This is a genomic window from Amaricoccus sp. (assembly GCF_017993425.1).
In the GTDB taxonomy this organism is placed as follows: domain Bacteria; phylum Pseudomonadota; class Alphaproteobacteria; order Rhodobacterales; family Rhodobacteraceae; genus Amaricoccus.
This window is the reverse complement of the sequence record NZ_JAGOMQ010000010.1, coordinates 81,170-100,449: the sequence shown is the minus strand read 5'-3', so window position 1 is coordinate 100,449 and position 19,280 is coordinate 81,170. Positions and strand designations below refer to the sequence as shown.

Sequence of the window (19,280 nt, the reverse complement as noted above, 5' to 3'; positions counted from 1 at the left end):
GTCGGCGGGCAAGCGTCACTCCATCGTCGGGATGGAGAAGGCCGCGCCTTCCTTGATGCCGGAGGGCCAGCGCGCCGTGACGGTCTTCGTCCGGGTGTAGAAGCGGAAGGCGTCCGGGCCGTGCTGGTTCAGGTCGCCGAAGCCCGATTTCTTCCAGCCGCCGAAGGTGTGGTAGGCGAGCGGCACCGGGATCGGCACGTTGACGCCGACCATGCCGACGTTGATCCGGCTGGCGAAGTCGCGGGCGGTGTCGCCGTCGCGGGTGAAGATCGCGGTGCCGTTGCCGTAGGGGTTCGACATGGCGAGGTCGATCGCCTCGTCGTAGGAGCCGGCGCGGACGGTGGAGAGGACCGGGCCGAAGATCTCCTCCCTGTAGATGTCCATGTCCTTCGTCACCCGGTCGAACAGGCAGGCGCCGACGAAGAAGCCGTTCTCGTAGCCCTGCATCTTGAAGCCGCGGCCGTCGACGACGAGCGTCGCGCCCTGCTTCACGCCGGAATCCACCAGCCCCAGGATGCGGCTCTGGGCCGCCCGCGTGACGACGGGGCCGAAGTCGACGTCGGCGCCGGCGGTGTAGGGGCCGATCTTCAGGCTCTCGACCTTGGGGATCAGCTTCTCGATCAGCCTGTCCGCGGTCGCCTCGCCGACGGGGACGGCCACCGAGATCGCCATGCAGCGCTCGCCGGCGGCGCCGTAGCCGGCGCCGACCAGGGCGTCGGCCGCCTGGTCCATGTCGGCGTCGGGCATGATGATCATGTGGTTCTTGGCGCCGCCGAAGCACTGCACCCGCTTGCCGGCCGCGCAGCCGCGGCCGTAGATGTACTCCGCGATCGGCGTGGAGCCGACGAAGCCCACCGCCATGATCGTCGGGTTGTCGAGGATGGCGTCCACCGCCTCCTTGTCGCCGTTCACCACCTGGAGCACGCCGTCGGGGAGGCCCGCCTCCTGCAACAGCCCGGCGAGCATCAGCGGCACGGAGGGGTCGCGCTCGGAGGGCTTCAGGATGAAGGCGTTGCCGGCGGCGATGGCCGGGCACATCTTCCAGAGCGGGATCATCGCCGGGAAGTTGAACGGGGTGATCCCGGCGACGACGCCGAGCGGCTGGCGCATCGAGTACATGTCGATGCCGGGGCCGGCGCTGTCGGTGTACTCGCCCTTGAGGAGATGGGGGGCGCCGATGCAGAACTCGGCGACCTCCAGGCCGCGGACCACGTCGCCGCGGGCGTCGGGCAGGGTCTTGCCGTGCTCGCGGCTGAGCGCCTCGGCGAGCTTGTCCATGTCGCGGTTGATCAGGTCGACGAACCGCATGATGACCCGGGCGCGGCGCTGGGGGTTGGTCGCGCCCCACTTGACCTGCGCCTCGGCGGCCGAGGCGACGGCGGCGTCGAGCTCCGCCTTGCTCGCCAGCGCGACGCGGGCCTGCACCTCGCCGGTGGCGGGGTTGTAGACGTCGGCGGCGCGGCCGGAGCCGCCGGCGACGCGCTTGCCGTCGATGAAGTGTCCGAGTTCCTGCATGACGTCCTCCCCCGGGGCCTCGTTCGGGCGGGACCCTAGCGCGGGCAAGTTCGATGCGCAGCGGGAAAAACGTCAGTTCGGATCCGCGTTTCTGCCGGGGGCGCGCGTAGGGCGGGCCCGGAGCGCCCAGGAGCGGGTCTGCCCGGCGCACTTTGGGGCGCGAAGGAGCGCGGGGGACCGGACGGTGGCGTCGGGCGCGTCTGCCCCTCGCCCGGCCCGCTCAGGCGGCGGCGCGGGGCGGGTCGATGACGACGGCGACGAGGATGCCGTCCCAGCCCTTCTCGCCGACGGTCTGCATCACCGTGGCCTCGAGGCGGGGCTCGGCGGCGACGCGGTCGAGCAATCGCCGGGATCCGACGGCGCCGGCCTCGTCGGAGCCGCGGTCGGCGAGGCGGCCGGAGCGGACGACGTTGTCGACGAGGATCACCGAGCCCGGCCGGGCGAGGCGCAGCGCCCAGTCGAGATAGGCGGCGTTGTTGGGCTTGTCGGCGTCGATGAACACGAGGTCGAAGGCCGGGCCGCCGGCGAGCGCAGGGAGGGTGTCGAGCGCCTTGCCGAGGCGGAGCTCGACGCGGTGGCCGAGGCCGGCGGCGGCGATGTTGGCGAGCGCCACCTCGGCGTGGCGGGGATCGGCCTCGAGCGTCACCAGCCGGCCGTCGGCGGGCAGGGCGCGGGCGAGGCAGATGGTCGAGAACCCGCCGAGCGTGCCGATCTCGAGGATGCGCCGGGCGCCGACCATGCGGGCGAGGATCTGCAGGAGCCGGCCCTGCGCCCGGCTGACGTCGATCGCGGGGAGGTTCGCGCCGGCGTTGGCGGCGAGGACCGCGTCGAGCGTCGGGTCGGGGCCGAGGAGCGCGTCCGCGATGTAGCTGTCGACCCTGGCCCAGTCCTGCGCTTGCGACATTCGCGGGTGCTCCCGGTTCTGGAGGCGCGCTACGCCGCCGGTGGCGAGGGTAGTCCCGCGGGCCGCCGCGGACAAGGTTGACCCCGGCCCCGCGTTAGCGCTTCGTTCGCGCATAGCCGCTATGCGGGGGCGCCGCTCGACAGGCGGAGCGCCGGGGGTTAGACGACGAGACATGGCCGAGCGACCGCCGCTTCTGTTCCTGCACGGGGCCTTCGCCGGGCCCGAGGTCTGGACCCGCTTCGTCGCCCCCTGGTTCGCCCGGCGCGGACACCGCGTCGCGGCGCCGGTGATGCCGGGGCGGCTGAACGTCCGGGCGCGGCTCCGGGACTACGTGCGGGCGGGACGGGAGGCGGCCGAGGAGCTCGGGCGGCCGGTGGCGATCGGGCATTCCCTCGGCGGGCTCGTCGCGCAGCATCTCGCGGCCGAAGGGCGGCTGGCCGGCGCGGTGCTGGTGTCCTCGCCCGGGCCGATGGGCCTCGCCCCGACCCTATGGAACCTCTCCGCCGTCTCGCCCCACGTGCTGGCGGCGCTGATGATCGCGCAGGCGGGCGCGGGGAACCGGCTGGGGACGGACCTGGTGCGGCGGGCGCTCTTCACCGAGGAGACCTCGGACGACTGGATCGCCGGGCTGGGGCTGACATGGGCGCCGGAGAGCCCGGGGGCCTTCGCCGACGGGCTGGCCTGGGACCTGCCGGCCTGGCCGCTGGCGCGGGCGACGCCGATGCTCGCCGTGCAGGGCGACCGCGACGCCTTCGTGCCGGTGACGGATCTGTGGTCGATCGCGATGGCCTATGGCGCCGAGACGGACCTTCTGCCCGGGCTGGCGCACGGGCTGCCGGTCGATCCGGCGTGGAAGAGCCTCGCCTGGCGCATCAACAGCTGGCTGGGGGAGCGGCAGATCGGCGAGCGGGCGCCGCGGCCCTGGCTGACCGCCTTCGGTTTCGCGTCCTGAGGTTTCCGTCATGCGTATCCTGGTCACCGGCGGCGCCGGCTATATCGGCAGTCACACCCTCGTCGAGCTTCTGGCCGCGGGGCACGAGGCGCATGTCGTCGACACCTTCGCCAACTCGAGCCCGGAGGCGCTGGCGCGGGTGCGGCAGCTCGCGAACCGGGACTTCGGCTTCACGCGGGCGGACATCCGCGACGGAGAGGCGATGGCGCGGGTGGCGCGGGACTTCGCGCCCGAGGCGGTGGCGCATTTCGCCGGGCTGAAGGCGGTCGGCGAGTCGGTCGGGAAGCCGCTCGCCTATTTCGACGTGAACGTCGGCGGGACGGTGGCGCTCCTCCAGGCGTTGCAGGCGGAGGGGTGCCGCAGGTTCGTGTTCTCTTCCTCGGCGACGGTCTACGGCGATCCCGACTACCTGCCGATCGACGAGGCGCATCCACGGCGGACGACCAACCCCTACGGCCGCACCAAGCTGCAGATCGAGGGGATCCTCGAGGATCTCGCCGTCGCCGATCCGGCGTGGTCGATCGCGCTCCTGCGCTACTTCAACCCGGTCGGCGCCCATGCCAGCGGGCGGATCGGCGAGGACCCGGAGGGGATCCCGAACAATCTGATGCCCTACGTCACCCAGGTCGCCACCGGGCGGCGGGAGCGGCTGATCGTGCATGGCGACGACTACGACACGCCGGACGGGACCGGGGTGCGGGACTTCATCCACGTGGTCGACCTCGCGCGGGCGCATGTCGCGGCGGCGGAGTGGACCGGGCGGGGCGCCGGGTGCGAGGCCTTCAACCTCGGGACCGGGCGGGGCGCCTCGGTCCTGGAGCTGGTCGCGGCGTTCCGCGCGGCGAGCGGGCAGGCGATCCCGGTGACGGTCGGGCCGCGCCGGGCCGGGGACATCGCGGCGAGCTGGGCCGATCCTGCCCGGGCGGCGCGGGTGCTGGGCTGGCGGGCGGAGCTCGGGGTCGCCGAGATGTGCGCCTCGGCCTGGGGCTGGGCGGCGCGCAATCCGGCGGGCTATGCCGGGCCGGAGCGCAACCCGGACTGAGCCCGACGGGAAATGTGGGGTCCGGCGCGGCAGTCTCGGGCCGAGGCAGTCGGCTGGCGAGCGTATATTATCGGCCTCGCTTGAACTGTTCCGTTTGATCGGAGCGATCGACTGGACCCGCGCATCGTTATCAGCGCCGCATTTCGCGGCGCCGTGCGACTCACTTCGAGGTTCCGCCGTCCCCGCCGCTACCGCTCCGCGTCGAGCCGGGCGACATGCGCATGTCACCCCGGCGGCCGATGGCGCGAGATGCGAATCGCCGCTCGCCTTTCATGCCGCAATGCGGTATGAGGCGGCTCACCCCGGTCGAGCGGGGGAAGCGGCGTCTTGGCATGGACGGGTTGGGGCAGGTCACGGCGGATTGGGGCGTCCTGGCGGCGGCGGCGGCCGGTTTCGGCCTCTGCCTGGCGGCCTGCGTCCTGCTGATCCTCACCCAAAGCTGGCATGGCCACCTGTCGCACGACAGCACCGAGGGCGTGCAGAAGTTCCACACCGCGCCGACGCCGCGGATCGGCGGCGTGGCGATCGCGCTCGCCTACGGGCTGGTCTGGCCGCTGGTCCCCGCGGACTTGCAGGGGATCTGGGCGGCGATCGGCATCGCCGGCGTCCCCGCCTTCGCGGCCGGGCTCGGCGAGGACCTGACGCGCAAGGTGGGCGTGCGGGCGCGGCTGATGGCGACGATGCTGGCGGGGCTGCTGTTCTCGGCGCTGACCGGCTACGTGATGAACGACGTCGACCTGCCGGGGGTGGACTGGCTCCTGTCCTTCACGCTCGGGGGGCTCCTCTTCACCGCCTTCGCGATGGGCGGGGTCGCCAATGCGATCAACATCATCGACGGGTTCAACGGGCTCGCCGCCGGGGCGCTGCTGATCATGCTCGGGGCCTTCGCCTGGGTGGCGCATCAGGTCGGCGACGGGCTGGTGCTCGGGCTGGCGCTGATCTTCGCCGGGCTGGTGCTCGGGTTCTTCGTGCTGAACTTCCCGTTCGGGCGGATCTTCCTCGGCGACGGCGGCGCCTATTTCGCCGGATACCTGCTCGCCTGCCTCGGGGTGCTGCTGCCGGCGCGCAACGCCGAGGTCTCGGCGTGGACGGCGCTGCTGATCTGCGGCTATCCGGTCATCGAGACGCTGGCCTCGATGCGGCGGAAGTCGCGGCGCGAGGGACACAGCGTCGGGCGCCCCGACAAGGTGCATTTCCACATGCTGGCGCATCGCCACTACGGGCGGCGGATCGTGCCGGACCGCGAGCGCGAGCACCTGCGCAACCCGGCGACGGCGGTGGTGACCTGGGCGCTGCCGGCGATCACGGCGGTCCTCGCGGCGATCGCCTACGACAGCGCGCTCCTCAGCGCGGTGTTCTTCTTCGCGACGGTGGCGATCTACGGCCAGCTCTACCGGGTGATGTCGCTGAACGCCCCCCGCCTGCCGGCGGCCCTGGCCCGGCTGCTCTGAGGCTTCAGGCTGCGGCGCCGAGGCGACCCGCCGAACCCGGGATCAGCCGTTCTCGCGCAGCACCCGCCCCGCCAGATAGAGCGACCCGCAGACCAGCACCCGCGCCTCGGGCGCCCGCGCGGCCACCCGCGCCGCCGCCTCGACGACGTCCGCCGCCGCCTCGGCGGCGATGCCCACCGACCGCGCCGCCGCCACCGTCTCCGCGGCGGTCAGCGTCGCCGCCTCGCCGGGGATGTCGACGCCCTGCAGGCTGGCGGCCATCCCGGCGAAGGGCCGCAGGAACCCCGCCGCGTCCTTCGTCCGCAGCATCCCCACCACCATGTGCAGCGGCCGCGCCGGCAGCCGCCCCACGGCCTCGGCCAGCGCCAGCCCGGCGGCGGCGTTGTGGCCGCCGTCGAGCCAGACCTCGGCCCGCGGCCCCGCCGCCTCGACCAGCGGCCCGCGCCGCAGCCGCTGCAGCCGCGCCGGCCACTCCGCCCGGGTCACCGCCGCCTCGCAGGCCGCCTCGTCCATCCCGAGCGCCCGCAGCGCCGCCAGCGCCGATCCGGCGTTCGCCACCTGATGCGCCCCGATCAGCGCCGGCCGCGGCAGGTCGAGCAGCCCCCGCCCGTCCTGGTAGACGAGCCGCCCGTGCTCCTCCCAGACCTGCCAGTCCTGCCCCTCGGCGATCAGCGGCGCCCCCACAGCCTCGGCCCGCGCCACCACCACGTCCCACACCACCGCCGGCTGCGGCCCGACCACGCAAGGCACGCCCGGCTTCAGGATCCCGGCCTTCTCGCCGGCGATCTCGGCCAGCGTCTCGCCGAGATACTGCTGGTGGTCGATCGAGACCGGGGTGATCGCGGTCAGCAGCGGCCGCTCCACCACGTTGGTGGCGTCGAGCCGCCCGCCGAGCCCCACCTCCAGCAGGCACCACTCCGCCGGCGTCTCGGCGAAGGCGAGCAGCGCCGCCGCGGTGGTGATCTCGAAGAAGGTGATCGGCGCCCCGCCGTTCGCCGCCTCGCAGCGCTCGATCAGCGCCACCAGCCGATCCTCGGCGATCAGCTCGCCCGCCACCCGGATCCGCTCGTGGAAGCGCGCCAGATGCGGCGAGGTGTAGACATGCGCCCGCCCCCCCGCCGCCTCGAGCCCGGCGCGGATCATCGCGATCGTCGAGCCCTTGCCGTTCGTCCCCGCGACGTGGATCACCGGCGGCAGCCGCCGCTCGGGATGCCCCAGCGCCGCGAGCAAGCGCTCGATCCGGCCGAGCGACAGGTCGATGACCTTGGGATGGAGCCCCATCACCCGGGCGAGCGCGGCGTCCGAGCCCGCGTCCGCGGCGGTCACGACAGGCTCATGACGGGCTCAGGACGGGGCTCACGGCGCCGCCGTCGGCTCCACGGCCGCCTCGCCCTCCGTCGGCGCGGCCAGCTCGCCCCAGACCGGCGGCGGCTGGTTCGTCAGCATCCGCAGCATGGTCGCGAGCTCGGCCCGCATCGCCTTGCGCGGCGTCACCCGGTCGAGCATCCCGTGGTCGAGCAGGTACTCCGCCCGCTGGAAGCCCTCCGGCAGCGTCTCGCGGATGGTCTGCTCGATCACCCGCGGCCCCGCGAAGCAGATGAGCGCGTTCGGCTCGGCGATCTGCACGTCCCCGAGCATCGCGTAGGACGCCGTCACGCCCCCCGTCGTCGGATGCGTCAGCACCACCACGTAAGGGAGGCCGGCATCCTTCAGCATCTGCACGGCGACCGTGGAGCGCGGCATCTGCATCAGGCTGAGGATGCCCTCCTGCATCCGCGCGCCCCCGGCGGCGGCGAAGACCACCAGCGGCGCCTTCAGCTTCAGCGCCCGCTCGGCGGCGGCGACGATGGCGTTGCCGACATGCATCCCCATCGAGCCGGCCATGAACGAGAAATCCTGCGCGGCGGCGACCACCTTCAGCCGGGCGATCTCGCCCTCGGCCACCAGCATCGCCTCCTCCTCGCCGGTCGACTTCCTCGCCTCGCGCAGCCGGTCGACGTATTTCTTCTGGTCGCGGAAGCCGAGCGGGTCGGTCAGCGGCTTCGGCACGGGCACCTCGACGAACACCCCGCCGTCGAACAGCGCCGCGAACCGCTCGCGCGGGCTGATCGGCATGTGGTGGCCGCAATTGGTGCAGACCTGCAGCGAGGCGTCGAGCTCGCGATGGAAGAGCATCGTGCCGCACTGGTCGCACTTGACCCACAGGTTCTCCGGCATCTCGCGCCGGCTGAACAGCGAGTTGATCTTCGGCCGGACGTAGTTCGAGATCCAGTTCATGCCGCCTTCCGCCTGCTCGGCCCTAGATATTCCCGCCCCCCCGCGAATGCAATCAGCGCCTCCGCCCGCAGGCCCCGGCCGCCCCTTGCGGCCGCGCGCGCGCCGCGCAAGAACGGGCGGCACGCCCCGCCCTGCCCGAGGCTCCCGAAACCCATGCCCGCGCTCCCCGTCCCGGTGGTCACCATCGGCCTCCTCGCCGTGTCCATCCGCGCCGGCGCGTTCCCGATCGCCGTTCCCCTGATCCGGAGCGCCCGGCGCGTGGGGCGGGCGAAATCAGCCTGGACAAGGGCGCCCTCGACGCCATCGACGAAGCCGCGTCCCGCCGCGGCCTGACCCGCCCGGCCTTCCTGGCCGCGGCCGCGATCAACGAGATCAACGGCAGGCACTGACACCGGGCGCTCGCGGAGGGCAGGGGCGGGATTCGTGCAGATTCCGGCAGGATCGTGCATAAACGTGCAATCGCTCACGACATATCAATGGCTTAGCCTGTGTTCACACGTGGGCACGCCCCGGAAGTTTGCCGGGCCGCCGGAAACGTGGAGGCCCGCCAACGTCCTCACGGCGGCCCGGGCGGGACGCCGGCGCCGCCCGCTCGCTCAGTCGTAGCTGCGCCGGTCCTCGATCACCTTGCCGTCGTTCGGGAGCGAGCCCGGGGCCACCACCTCGACCTCGCCGCGAAGCTTCAGCACCGCCTGCACGCTCTCGCCGATGCGGCCCGCGTCGGCGGCCTCGGCCTCGACCAGCACCCGCATCCGGTCCGCGTCGCCCGCGCGCTCCGCCACCACCCGGGCGCGGCGGATCTCCGGGTGCCGCGCGACCAGCGCCGCCACCTGCTCGGGGCGGACGAACATGCCCTTGATCTTCGTCGTCTGGTCGGCCCGGCCCATCCAGCCGCGGATCCGCATGTTGGTCCGCCCGCAGGGGCTCGGCCCCGCCGCCACGGCCGACAGGTCCCCCGTGGCGAAGCGGATCAGCGGATAGTCCGGGTTCAGCGTCGTCACCACCACCTCGCCGACCTCGCCCTCCGCGACCGGATCGCCCGTCCCCGGCCGCACGATCTCCACCACCACGCCCTCGTCGACGATCATCCCCTCGCCGCCGGCGCTCTCGTAGGCGATGAGCCCCAGATCCGCCGTGGCATAGCATTGCAGGCAGGCGATCCCCCGCGCCGCATAGCCCGCCCGCAGCGCGGGAAAGAGCGCGCCCCCCGACACCGCGGCCCGCGTGAGCCCGAGCGCCACGCCCATCTCGTCGGCCCTGTCGAGGATCGCCTTGAGGAAATCCGGCGTCCCCGCATAGGCCGTGGCCCCGAGCTGCGCCGCCGCCTCGACCTGCAACTCCGTCTGCCCGGTCCCCGCCGGGATCACCGCGGCCCCGACCGCCGCCGCGCCGCTCTCGAACATCATCCCCGCCGGCGTCAGGTGATACGAGAAGCAGTTCTGCACCAGATCGCCCTTGCCGATCCCGCAGGCCCGCAGGAACCGGCCGATCCGCCACCAGTCGCCCCCGCGCCGGCCCGGCTCGTAGATCGGCCCGGGGCTCTGGAAGGCATGGTCGAACTCCGCCGCGCCCCCGGAAGCAAAGCCGCCATAGGGGGGCCGCGCCTTCTGCGCCGCCGACAGCTCGGCCTTGCGCAGCACCGGCAGCCGCGCCAGCGCCGTCCGGTCCGCGACCGCCGCCGCCTCGACCCCGGCCAGATGCGCCGCCATCCCCGGCGCCCCCGCGATCGCCGCCGCCACCGCCCGCGGCAGCGCCTCGGCCAGCGCGGCCGCCCGCGCCTCGGGGCTGCGGGTCTCGTCGCTCACGCCAGCCACCGCTTGCGCCTCCTGTAGCTCCGCACCTCGCGGAACGACTTCCGCCCGGTGTCCGACATGCCGAGATAGAACTCCTTCACGTCCGGGTTCTCGCGCAGCGCCTCGGCCGGCCCGTCCATCACCACCCGCCCCGACTCGAGGATATAGCCGTAATGCGCGAACCGGAGCGCCACGTTGGTGTTCTGCTCGGCGAGGAGGAAGCTCACCCCCTCCTTCTCGTTCAGCGTCTTCACGATGCCGAAGATCTCCTCGACGAGCTGCGGCGCCAGCCCCATCGACGGCTCGTCGAGCAGCACCGTCTCCGGCCGCGACATGATCGCCCGCCCGATCGCGCACATCTGCTGCTCGCCGCCCGAGGTATACCCCGCCTGGCTCCGCCGCCGCACCTTCAGCCGCGGGAAATAGGCGTAGACCATCTCCAGATCCCGCGCGACCGCGGCGGACCCGTCCCGGCGCGTGAACGCCCCGGTCATCAGGTTCTCCTCGATCGTCAGGTGCTCGAAGCAGTGCCGCCCCTCCATCACCTGGATCACCCCCCGCCGCACCAGCTCGGCCGGGTTCAGCTCGCCCACCGCCTCGCCGCGGTAGAGGATCGACCCCTTGGTGATCTCGCCGCGCTCCGAGGCGAGCAGGTTCGAGATCGCCTTCAGCGTCGTCGTCTTGCCCGCGCCGTTGCCGCCGAGGAGCGCGGTCACGCCGCCCTTGGGCACGCTCAGCGACACCCCCTTCAGCACGAGGATCACGTGGTTGTAGATCACCTCGATGTTGTTGACCTCGAGCAGGGTCTCGCCCTGCGGCGCGGCGTCGAGCATCCTTCACCTCCCCCAGAGATGCCCCCGGCCCGCGGGCCGGGGGCGCGCCGGTCAGCCGGCGGGGCACTCGCGCTGGCTCACCCCGCTCTCCGAGCGGAACGCCGCGGCGTCCTCCTCGACCAGCGGCCAGATCACCTCGTCGTCGGGCTCGATGAAGTCGGTCAGCACCACCCACTTCTTCGCGGCCGCATCCCACTGCGTCATCATCGCCTTGCCCTTGGAGCGATGGTTCTGGCAGCTCACCGAGATCTCCGGCGAGAAGCCGGTCATCCCCAGCGCCTCCAGCGCGGCTGCGTCGAGCGACAGCGCCTCCATGCCGTCGCGCATCTCCTCGGGGGTGATGCCCGCATGTCCCGACAGCGCCTGCGCCTTCCTCGCGCTCTCGGCCGCCAGCATCGCCGCGAAGACGCCGCGGTTGTACTGCACCGTGCCGACGCTCGACCCGTCGCCCGCGCCCTTGCCCGCGTCGACCACGTACTTCCGCAGGTCGTCGTAGAACTTGTAGTGGTCGCCCACGCCGGTGAAGGCGAGCGCCTTGTAGCCGTTCGCGCCCGCGCCCGCCGGCAGCACGTCAGGCTCCGCGCCCGACCACCAGATGCCGATGAAATGGTCCATCGGGAAGCCGATCGAGGCGGCCTCGCTGACCGCCACCGAGTTCATCACGCCCCAGCCCCACATCAGCACGTAGTCCGGGCGCTCGCGGCGGATCTGCAGCCACTGGCTCTTCTGCTCCTGGCCGGGGCTGTCGACGGGGATCGTCGTCAGCGCGAAGCCGTACTTCTCCGACAGCTTCTCCAGCGTGCGGATCGGCTCCTTGCCATAGGCGGAGTTGTGGTAGAGGAGCGCGATCTTCTTGCCCTCGAGGCTGCCGCCGTTCTCGTCGAGCAGGTACTTGATCGCCACCGAGGCGCCGTCCCAGTAGGTCGCCGGGAAGTTGAACACCCAGGGGAAGGTCGAGCCGTCCGCGGCCGAGGTCCGGCCATAGCCCACGGTCAGCAGCGGCAGCTTGTCCGCGGTCATCTTGGGGATGAGCTGGTAGGTGATGCCGGTCGACATCGGCTGCAACACCAGCGGCTTGCCCTCGCGGAGCTGCTCGTAGCACTCGACGCCGCGGGTGGTGTCGTAGGCGGTCTCGCACTCCGTCACCACCGCCTTCTCGCCGCCGATGCCGCCGTCGCGCTCGTTCAGCAGCGTGAAATAGTCGGCATAGCCGTCGGCGAACGGCGCCCCGCCCGAGGCGTAGGGCCCGGTCCGGTAGGAGAGCGAGGGAAAGTTCAGCTCGGCGAAGGCCGGGGCCGCGGTCACCGCGGCCGCCAGCCCAAGGGCCGCAAGTCCGGTCAGTCTCATCTTCGGTCCTCCCTTTTTTGTCCGCATTCCCGTCCGGCCCCAGCTCAGTGCGGGAACGGCCAGAGCCTCAGCTTCTCCTTGGCCAGCCGCCAGAGCTGCGCCAGACCGTGCGGCTCCACGATCAGGAACGCCATGATCAGGAACCCGAGCAGCAGGATCTCCACATGCGCGGCGAGATCGGTCGGCCAGCCGAGGCCGCCGACCATGACGTTCTTCAGCAGGATCGGCAGCAGCACCATGAAGGCCGCCCCGAGGAACGAGCCGAGGATCGACCCGAGCCCGCCGATGATCACCATGAAGAGCACGAGGAACGACACCCGGATGCCGAAGGCGTCGGTCACCTCGACCGCCCCGAAATAGACGGTGAAGTAGAGCGCGCCGGCGACGCCGACGAAGAACGACGACACCGCGAAGGCGGATAGCTTGGCGCGGAGCGGGCTCACCCCGATGATCTCCGCGGCGATGTCCATGTCGCGGATCGCCATCCAGCTCCGCCCGATCCGCCCGCGGGTCAGGTTCTTCGCGACCAGCGCCACCACGAGAAGGATGGCGAGGCAGAAGAGATACTTCGCCGAGGGCGCGGCGTTCGCGCCCGTCACCTCGAACCCGAAGACCGTGCGCACCGGCGCGTTGATCTGCCCCGTCGCCGAGTTGTTGAAGAACCACGGCGCCTTGTTGAAGAGCCACACGAGGAAGAACTGCGCCGCGAGCGTCGCCACGGCGAGGTAGAACCCCTTGATCCGCAGGCTCGGCAGGCCGAAGGCCATCCCCACGACGGCGGTGACGAGCCCCGCCAGCGCCACGACGAAGACGATGTTCATCCCCGGAAACGCCGTCATCAGCTTGAACGCCGCGAAGGCGCCCACGGCCATGAACCCGCCGGTGCCGAGGCTCACCTGCCCGCAATACCCGGTCAGGATGTTGAGCCCGATCGCCGCGATCGACCAGATCAGGAACGGCAGCAGGATCGCGTTCGACCAGTAGTTGGTGATGACCAGCGGCACGACGAGGAACGCGACCGCCACCAGCGCATAGAAGGCGTGGCGGTCGAAGCGGATCGGGAACGTCTGCTCGTCTGCCGCGTAGCTCGTCTTGAAGTCGCCCGCCTCGCGATAGAGCATCGCCTCACGCCTCCCAGACGTTCGCCGTGGCCGCGAAATCCGCGCCCTTCGCCCGGATCACGCAGAAGCGGTGCCCCGTCGGGGCCTCCATCACCACCCAGGTCCGCACCCGCTTCACCACCCGGGCGCCCAGCCGCTCCAGCCGCGCCACCTCGGCAGGGATGTCGTCCGCCGCGATGTCGAGATGCACGCGCGAGGGATGCGCCACCCGCTGCACCTCGATATGCATCCCGTTCCGCATGTCGAGCCGCACGTATTTCCCCTGCGGCTTCCGCCGCTTCGCATCGCCGAGGGCGCCGGCCCAGAACGTCCCCGCGGCGTCGAGGTCGGCGTCCTCGCAGTCGATGATGAACCCCCCGAGCCGGCTGTGGTGCATCCTCAGTCCTCCCAGACGTTCGCGCTGGCCCGGAACGCCTCCGAGCGGCCCTCTATGATGCAGAACCGCTGCCCCGTCGGCGCCTGCATGATCGTCCAGGTCCTGACCTCGCCCACCTTCGCCGCCCCGAGCCCCTCCAGCCGCGCCACCTCGGCCGGAATGTCGTCCGCCGCGATGTCGAGATGCACCCGGCTCTCGTGGTCGACGACCTGCACCTCGACCTGCAACGCGCCGACGGCGCCGAGCTCGACATAGTTCGGCGTCGCCCCCGGCCGCGCCTCCAGCCCCAGCGCCGCCGACCAGAACGCCGCCGCGGCGTCGAGGTCCTCGCCCTTGCAGTCGATGACCAGCGCCGCGAGGCGCGAGCGATGCGACATCACCGCGGCCCTCCGCCCGAGACGCCGTCCGCCGCCGGAAACGCCACGCGCGTTTCATTCAGGTTAGCTAACCTGGAGAGCAGTCGTTTCGCGCGAACGCGCGCGAAACCAGAAAAGAGACTCTGCGCGCACCTGCGCGCGCCTTGTGGCGGCAAAGGCCGCCTCCCGCCCGCGCCGCCGCTCCCCCGGCCCGGATCCGGCAAACACGCAGCCATGATGAATTCTCCTAGAGATTTCAATCTACTAACCCTGCTAACACGCGTGTTAGCCATCATACCCGCTCGATGATCCGCTCGCCGAACAGCCCCTGCGGCCGGACCATCAGGAACGCCAGCGCCAGCACGTAGGCGAACCAGTTCTCCGTCGCCCCGCCGATCATCGGCCCGACGGCGAACTCGAAGAGCTTCTCGCCCACCCCGATGATCAGCCCGCCGACGATCGCGCCGGGGATCGAGGTGAACCCCCCGAGGATCAGCACCGGCAGCGCCTTGAGCGCGATCAGGCTCAGCGAGAACTGCACGCCCGTCTTCGCCCCCCACATCGTCCCGGCGACCAGCGCCACCACCCCGGCGATCGACCACACGATCACCCAGATCCAGCGCAGCGAGATCCCGACCGACAGCGCCGCCTGGTGGTCGTCCGCCACCGCCCGCAGCGCCCGCCCGATGCGGGTATACTGCGAGAGCAGCGTCAGGCTCACCACCAGCACGCCCGCCACCACCATCGCGGTGACGTCGAGCCGGTCGATATACATCCCCCAATAGCCCGAATCCGCCGCCGCCCAGCCCTTGGTCAGCTCCTCGAACCACAGGCTCCCGCCCTGCGGCAGCCCGATGTCCACGGCCCGCACGTCCGCGCCCCACATCAGGTCGCCGAGCCCCTCGAGGAAATACGCGAGCCCGATCGTCGCCATGAACAGGATGATCGGCTCCTGGTTCACCAGATGCCGCAGCAGCAGCCGCTCGACGAGGATGGCGAGGACGACCATCACCCCCGCCGTCAGCACGATCGCCACGACGGCCGGCAGCGTCCAGCCGAAATGGTCGAGCTCCACCCCCGTCACCGCCTTGATCAGATGCGCGAACGGAACCTGCCCCGACTGCAACCCGACCAGCGTCAGCGCCGCGAAGAGCGCCATCACCCCTTGCGCATAATTGAAGATGCCGCTCGCCTTGAAGATCAGCACGAACCCCAGCGCGACCAGCGAGTAGAGCACGCCGACCATCAGGCCGTTCAGGATCACCTCGATGGTGTCGAGCATCCAGATCGGCATGTCAGTGGCTCACGCCGAGATAGGCGTCGATCACCTCGGGGCTCGCGCGCACCTCGTCCGGCGTCCCGTCCCCGATCTTGCGCCCGTAGTCGAGCACCACCACCCGGTCCGAGATGTCCATCACCACCCCCATGTCGTGCTCGATCAGCGCGATCGTCGTGCCGAACTCCTCGTTCACGTCGAGGATGAAGCGGCTCATGTCCTCCTTCTCCTCGACGTTCATCCCGGCCATCGGCTCGTCGAGCAGCAGGAGCTTCGGTTCCGCCGCCAGCGCGCGGCCGAGCTCCACCCGCTTCTGCAACCCGTAGGGCAGCCGCCCCACCGGCGTCTTGCGGATCGCCTGGATCTGCAGGAAGTCGATGATCCTCTCGACCACCTCGCGGTTCGCGTATTCCTCCCGCTCCGCCGGCCCCTTCCACAGCGCCTGCCAGAACATCCCCCGCCGCATGTGGGTGAAGCGCCCGGTCATGATGTTGTCGAGCGTCGTCATCCCCTTGAAGAGCGCGATGTTCTGGAAGGTCCGCGCGATCCCCTGATGCGCGATCGCATGCGGCCGCATCGCCCCGCGCCGCGCGCCGCGGAACCAGATCTCGCCCTCCTGCGGGTGATAGAAGCCGTTGATGACGTTCAGCATCGACGACTTCCCCGCGCCGTTCGGCCCGATGATCGCCCGGATCTCGCCCTCGCGGATGTCGAAGCTGATGTCCTTGATCGCGGTGACGCCGCCGAAGCGCAGCGTGATGTTCCTCAGCTCCATCAGCACGCCGCCGATGCGGCGTCCCCCAGCAGTATCGGCCGGCGCCTCCACGGCCGCGCTCACGCCGCCGCTTTCCGCTCGACGCCGGCGCGGTCCGCGTCGCGGATGGCCAGCGTCGCCTTGATCCGCCCCTTGCGCCCGTCCTCGTAGGTGACCTCGGTCTCGGTGTAGACGCTGTCCCGCCCGTCGTAGAGCGCCGCGATCAGGTCGGCGTACTTCTCCTCGATGATCCGCCGCCGCACCTTGCGGGTGCGCGTCAGCTCGCCGTCGTCGGCGTCGAGCTCCTTGTGCAGGATCAGGAACCGCGCGATCTGGCACCCGGCCAGCATCGGGTCCTCCGCAAGGCTGCGGTTCACCTCCGCCACGTGCCCGGCCACGATCTCGTAGACCTTCGGGTGCTGCGCCAGCTCCTGATAGGAGGCATAGGCGATGTTGTTGCGCTCCGCCCAGTTCCCCACCGCCGTCAGGTCGATGTTGACGAAGGCGGTGCAGAACTCCCGCCCCGCCCCGAACACCACCGCCTCCAGCACGTTGGGATAGAACTTGAGCTTGTTCTCGACGAACTTCGGCGCAAACAGCGCCCCCGAGGCGAGCCGGCCCACGTCCTTGGCGCGGTCGATGATCCTCAGGTGCCCCGAGCCCTCCTCGATGAAGCCCGCGTCGCCCGTCGCCACCCAGCCGTCGGCGTCCTTGGTCGAGGCGGTGCTCTCGGGGTTGCGGAAATACTCCACGAAGGTCCCCGGCGAGCGGTAGAACACCTCGCCGTTCCCGGCGATGCGGATCTCCACCCCCGGGCTCGGCACCCCCACCGTGTCGGCCCGCACCTCGCCGTCGGGCTGCTGGGTGATGAAGACGCTGGCCTCGGTCTGGCCGTAAAGCTGCTTCAGGTTGATCCCGATCGCCCGGTAGAAGGCGAAGATCTCCGGCCCGATCGCCTCGCCGGCGGTGTAGCCGACCCGCACCCGGCTCAGCCCCAGCGTGTTCTTCAGCGGCCCGTAGACCAGCGCCTCGCCGAGCGCGTAGCGCGCCCGGTCCCCCGCCGCGACCGGCTTGCCGTCGAGGATCGCCGGCCCGACCCGCCGGGCGAGGTCCATGAACGAGCGGAACATCCGCCGCTTGGCGCGGCCGGCGTCCTCCATGCGGATCATCACGTTGGTGAGCAGCCCCTCGAAGAACCGCGGCGGCGCGAAGAAGTAGGTAGGCCCGATCTCGCGCAGATCCGCCTGCATCGTCGCGGCGCTCTCCGGGCAGTTCACGCAGAACCCCGCCCAATAGGCCTGCCCCATCGAGAAGATGAAGTCGCCCACCCAGGCCATCGGCAGGTAGGCGAGCACGCTGTCCGTCTCGCTCAGGCTGTCGAACTCCGCGCTCGCCTTCGCCGTGGCGACGATGTTGCGGTTCGACAGCACCACGCCCTTGGGCTTGCCGGTGGTGCCCGAGGTGTAGAGCATCACGCAGGTGTCGCCCTCGCCCTGCCGCGCCACCCGCGCCGCGATCGCCCCGACCGTCGCCGCGTCGGCCTTCCTGCCCGCCGCCTGCACCTCCGCATAGGGCGTCAGCCGCGCGTGGTCGTAGTTCCGCATCCCCCGCGGATCGAGATAGACGATCCGTTCCAGCCCGTGCAGCCGCGACTGGATCTCCAGCACCTTGTCGACCTGCTCCTGGTCGCCGGCGACGACGAAGCGCGCGCCGCAATGCTCGAGGACGTATTCCATCTCCTCGGCGACCGCGTCCTGGTAGAGCGGCACCGGCACGGCGCCGCACATCTGCGCCGCCGTCATCGCCCAGTAGAGATAGGGCCGGTTCCGCCCGATGATGGCGAGGTGGTCGCCCTCGGCGAGCCCGATCGCCGCCAGCCCCGCCGCCAGCGCGTCGATCTCCGCCTTCGCCTGCGCCCAGGTCCAGGCCTGCCAGATGCCGAACTCCTTCTCGCGGTAGGCGGGACGCGCGCCGTGGAGCGCGGCGTTGCGGGCGAGGAGCTTCGGAAAGGTGTCGAGGTCGGCGGGGACTCCGTCGGCTTGCATCGATGACCTCCCTGGCGGCGCCTTGTCGTCGCGCCAGCCGCGCTTCGCGCGGTCCGCCACATCCTAGCCACAAAAACCCCGCCGCGCCTCAACAGATAACTGAACGATAGCTCAGTTCATTTCTGCACGCCCGTCCTGCACGAATGCGCCCCCACCTCCGCCGCCCGCCGGTTCCCGCCCCACGCCACCGCGCGCCCGCCGACTCCCGCGGGCGGCCCTCCGCCCCGCGGACCCCCGCCCCGCCATTCCCGAGGCCGCGAGGCGCCGGCCCCGGCCCGACAACGCCGCCAGCGGCAGATTGCCTCGCCGGGGACCGTCCCCGCGCACCCAGGAGATAGCGTCCGCTCCCGCCGCCGCGCCCCCTCTCTTCCCCCTGCCCTTGACCTGTCGTGCGAGGTTTCCCTCGCCCCGGGGCGTTGCTGCTTGGGGCGGGGGGAAGGGGGGTAGGGCGACGCGCGCAACAGCGCGCAGGGGCCACGCCCGCGCTTGCGCGGGTGGGGAACGACGTCGGGGCGCAAAGGCGCTCCGCCTCCCTGGCCTTCAGGTGATTGCCTGCGTTCCGGCCGGCCGCGCCCCGCGCGCGGACCGGCCGACCGGCACGCCTGCCTCAGGCGTGGATCGCGCCGTCGCCGCAGGCGAGCGCCGCCTCGGAGCAGGTCAGATGGGCGTGGCAGGTGCGGGCGATGTCTGCCAACGCCCGTCGCTCCATCAGATCATCCTCAGGGCCGAAAAAGCCTCGGTCGCCTCTTTTGTCAGGCAATAACGGACCCGACCTTCACTATCGTCGCGCGCGAAAAGTACATCCGACATTCGCGCCAAACCATCAGTCCAGTGCCTGAAGTATCCGTAGCGATCATAGACGCAGTGCCCGAGGACGAGCGCAGCGTCTTCGCTTCCATGCTCACGTACAAGCTCCGAATAAGCAATGCCAGGATGATGGAAGATAGCTCTTATGACCGAAGACTCATAGTATCGTGGAGGAAGCTTGGCAAAAGCATACTCTATAGCAGATTGCAACGTCATGCTGCGGGTCTTTTCGGCCCAGTCGGCATGCTTTACCGCATCTCCGGTACTCATTTTGCCGGGAGGTCTACTTGCGATCTCTCGCTCGCAGGCTTCTGCAAGCTGGCCCAAGTTCCTCTCCTGCGCGATCTTAAGCAGCCTTTGCAAGGCAGCGGTCTCCATTTGCGGAAGCCGCTCTATTGCTCGCACAACGTTGTGTGGGTCAAAGGCACTCA

General features: G+C 71.0%; 17 protein-coding genes. 3 read left to right on the top strand and 14 right to left on the bottom strand.

Annotated elements, in window-relative coordinates; all coding sequences use genetic code 11:
- Positions 1-15: 15 nt before the first annotated feature.
- Both KBB57_RS06895 and KBB57_RS06890 read right to left on the bottom strand, forming a co-directional pair.
- Positions 16-1,515, bottom strand: coding sequence for a CoA-acylating methylmalonate-semialdehyde dehydrogenase (locus tag KBB57_RS06895; RefSeq protein ID WP_290747941.1), 1,500 nt, complete (start codon positions 1,513-1,515; stop codon positions 16-18).
- A 220-nt stretch (positions 1,516-1,735) separates the two neighbouring features.
- On the bottom strand, positions 1,736-2,419 hold the full coding sequence (locus KBB57_RS06890) for an O-methyltransferase (RefSeq protein ID WP_290747939.1): 684 nt from the start codon (positions 2,417-2,419) through the stop codon (positions 1,736-1,738).
- Between the two features lie 172 nt (positions 2,420-2,591).
- Here KBB57_RS06890 and KBB57_RS06885 point away from each other — a divergent pair, with 172 nt between their 5' ends.
- The 3 genes from KBB57_RS06885 (at position 2,592) to KBB57_RS06875 (ending at position 5,864) form a co-directional block, all read left to right on the top strand.
- Positions 2,592-3,371 (top strand): alpha/beta hydrolase, encoded by a 780-nt coding sequence (locus KBB57_RS06885; protein WP_290747936.1) that lies wholly within the window; start codon positions 2,592-2,594, stop codon positions 3,369-3,371.
- A gap of 10 nt (positions 3,372-3,381) precedes the next feature.
- On the top strand, positions 3,382-4,413 hold the full coding sequence (gene galE / locus KBB57_RS06880; RefSeq protein ID WP_290747934.1) for a UDP-glucose 4-epimerase GalE: 1,032 nt from the start codon (positions 3,382-3,384) through the stop codon (positions 4,411-4,413).
- A 287-nt stretch (positions 4,414-4,700) separates the two neighbouring features.
- Positions 4,701-5,864, top strand: coding sequence for a glycosyltransferase (locus KBB57_RS06875; protein WP_290747932.1), 1,164 nt, complete (start codon positions 4,701-4,703; stop codon positions 5,862-5,864).
- Positions 5,865-5,906: 42 nt separating this feature from the next.
- Here KBB57_RS06875 and KBB57_RS06870 read toward each other — a convergent pair whose 3' ends face one another.
- From KBB57_RS06870 to KBB57_RS06815, 12 genes are all read right to left on the bottom strand, one after another.
- Positions 5,907-7,145 carry a folylpolyglutamate synthase/dihydrofolate synthase family protein gene (locus KBB57_RS06870; protein ID WP_290747959.1) on the bottom strand — a complete coding sequence of 413 codons (1,239 nt, stop codon included), beginning with the start codon at positions 7,143-7,145 and terminating at the stop codon, positions 5,907-5,909.
- Between the two features lie 75 nt (positions 7,146-7,220).
- Positions 7,221-8,141, bottom strand: a complete 921-nt coding sequence (gene accD / locus KBB57_RS06865) for an acetyl-CoA carboxylase, carboxyltransferase subunit beta (protein WP_290747931.1) — start codon at positions 8,139-8,141, stop codon at positions 7,221-7,223.
- 596 nt (positions 8,142-8,737) lie between these two features.
- On the bottom strand, positions 8,738-9,955 hold the full coding sequence (locus KBB57_RS06860) for a phenylacetate--CoA ligase family protein (RefSeq protein ID WP_290747929.1): 1,218 nt from the start codon (positions 9,953-9,955) through the stop codon (positions 8,738-8,740).
- Entirely contained in the window at positions 9,943-10,767 is an 825-nt protein-coding gene (locus KBB57_RS06855; RefSeq protein WP_290747928.1) for an ABC transporter ATP-binding protein, read from the bottom strand. The genes KBB57_RS06860 and KBB57_RS06855 overlap by 13 nt, the downstream gene beginning before the upstream one ends.
- 51 nt (positions 10,768-10,818) lie before the next feature.
- Positions 10,819-12,114, bottom strand: a complete 1,296-nt coding sequence (locus KBB57_RS06850) for an ABC transporter substrate-binding protein (protein ID WP_290747926.1) — start codon at positions 12,112-12,114, stop codon at positions 10,819-10,821.
- 44 nt (positions 12,115-12,158) lie between these two features.
- Complete coding sequence (locus tag KBB57_RS06845; RefSeq protein WP_290747925.1) at positions 12,159-13,235, bottom strand: branched-chain amino acid ABC transporter permease; 1,077 nt, start codon at positions 13,233-13,235, stop codon at positions 12,159-12,161.
- 4 nt (positions 13,236-13,239) lie between these two features.
- The gene (locus tag KBB57_RS06840; protein ID WP_290747924.1) at positions 13,240-13,611 is read right to left on the bottom strand and encodes a VOC family protein; all 372 of its coding nucleotides are present in this window, start codon (positions 13,609-13,611) and stop codon (positions 13,240-13,242) included.
- 2 nt (positions 13,612-13,613) lie between these two features.
- On the bottom strand, positions 13,614-13,988 hold the full coding sequence (locus KBB57_RS06835; protein ID WP_290747922.1) for a VOC family protein: 375 nt from the start codon (positions 13,986-13,988) through the stop codon (positions 13,614-13,616).
- 271 nt (positions 13,989-14,259) lie between these two features.
- A complete protein-coding gene (locus KBB57_RS06830) occupies positions 14,260-15,261 on the bottom strand; it encodes a branched-chain amino acid ABC transporter permease (RefSeq protein WP_290747920.1) in 1,002 nt (333 codons plus the stop codon).
- Position 15,262: 1 nt separating this feature from the next.
- Positions 15,263-16,018, bottom strand: a complete 756-nt coding sequence (locus tag KBB57_RS06825) for an ABC transporter ATP-binding protein (RefSeq protein WP_290747957.1) — start codon at positions 16,016-16,018, stop codon at positions 15,263-15,265.
- Between the two features lie 59 nt (positions 16,019-16,077).
- Positions 16,078-18,042 (bottom strand): AMP-binding protein, encoded by a 1,965-nt coding sequence (locus KBB57_RS06820; protein WP_290747917.1) that lies wholly within the window; start codon positions 18,040-18,042, stop codon positions 16,078-16,080.
- 708 nt (positions 18,043-18,750) lie between these two features.
- A complete protein-coding gene (locus tag KBB57_RS06815) occupies positions 18,751-19,176 on the bottom strand; it encodes a hypothetical protein (protein ID WP_290747915.1) in 426 nt (141 codons plus the stop codon).
- Between the last annotated feature and the right edge of the window lie 104 nt (positions 19,177-19,280).

What these genes read in the sequence shown, in the direction of transcription:
- KBB57_RS06895 (WP_290747941.1), bottom strand. Translation starts at nt 1,515, where the DNA reads ATGCAGGAACTCGGACACTTCATCGACGGCAAGCGCGTCGCCGGCGGC.
- KBB57_RS06890 (WP_290747939.1), bottom strand. Translation starts at nt 2,419, where the DNA reads ATGTCGCAAGCGCAGGACTGGGCCAGGGTCGACAGCTACATCGCGGAC.
- KBB57_RS06885 (WP_290747936.1), top strand. Translation starts at nt 2,592, where the DNA reads ATGGCCGAGCGACCGCCGCTTCTGTTCCTGCACGGGGCCTTCGCCGGG.
- galE (WP_290747934.1), top strand. Translation starts at nt 3,382, where the DNA reads ATGCGTATCCTGGTCACCGGCGGCGCCGGCTATATCGGCAGTCACACC.
- KBB57_RS06875 (WP_290747932.1), top strand. Translation starts at nt 4,701, where the DNA reads ATGAGGCGGCTCACCCCGGTCGAGCGGGGGAAGCGGCGTCTTGGCATG.
- KBB57_RS06870 (WP_290747959.1), bottom strand. Translation starts at nt 7,145, where the DNA reads ATGGGGCTCCATCCCAAGGTCATCGACCTGTCGCTCGGCCGGATCGAG.
- accD (WP_290747931.1), bottom strand. Translation starts at nt 8,141, where the DNA reads ATGAACTGGATCTCGAACTACGTCCGGCCGAAGATCAACTCGCTGTTC.
- KBB57_RS06855 (WP_290747928.1), bottom strand. Translation starts at nt 10,767, where the DNA reads ATGCTCGACGCCGCGCCGCAGGGCGAGACCCTGCTCGAGGTCAACAAC.
- KBB57_RS06850 (WP_290747926.1), bottom strand. Translation starts at nt 12,114, where the DNA reads ATGAGACTGACCGGACTTGCGGCCCTTGGGCTGGCGGCCGCGGTGACC.
- KBB57_RS06845 (WP_290747925.1), bottom strand. Translation starts at nt 13,235, where the DNA reads ATGCTCTATCGCGAGGCGGGCGACTTCAAGACGAGCTACGCGGCAGAC.
- KBB57_RS06840 (WP_290747924.1), bottom strand. Translation starts at nt 13,611, where the DNA reads ATGCACCACAGCCGGCTCGGGGGGTTCATCATCGACTGCGAGGACGCC.
- KBB57_RS06835 (WP_290747922.1), bottom strand. Translation starts at nt 13,988, where the DNA reads ATGTCGCATCGCTCGCGCCTCGCGGCGCTGGTCATCGACTGCAAGGGC.
- KBB57_RS06830 (WP_290747920.1), bottom strand. Translation starts at nt 15,261, where the DNA reads ATGCCGATCTGGATGCTCGACACCATCGAGGTGATCCTGAACGGCCTG.
- KBB57_RS06825 (WP_290747957.1), bottom strand. Translation starts at nt 16,018, where the DNA reads ATGGAGCTGAGGAACATCACGCTGCGCTTCGGCGGCGTCACCGCGATC.
- KBB57_RS06820 (WP_290747917.1), bottom strand. Translation starts at nt 18,042, where the DNA reads ATGCAAGCCGACGGAGTCCCCGCCGACCTCGACACCTTTCCGAAGCTC.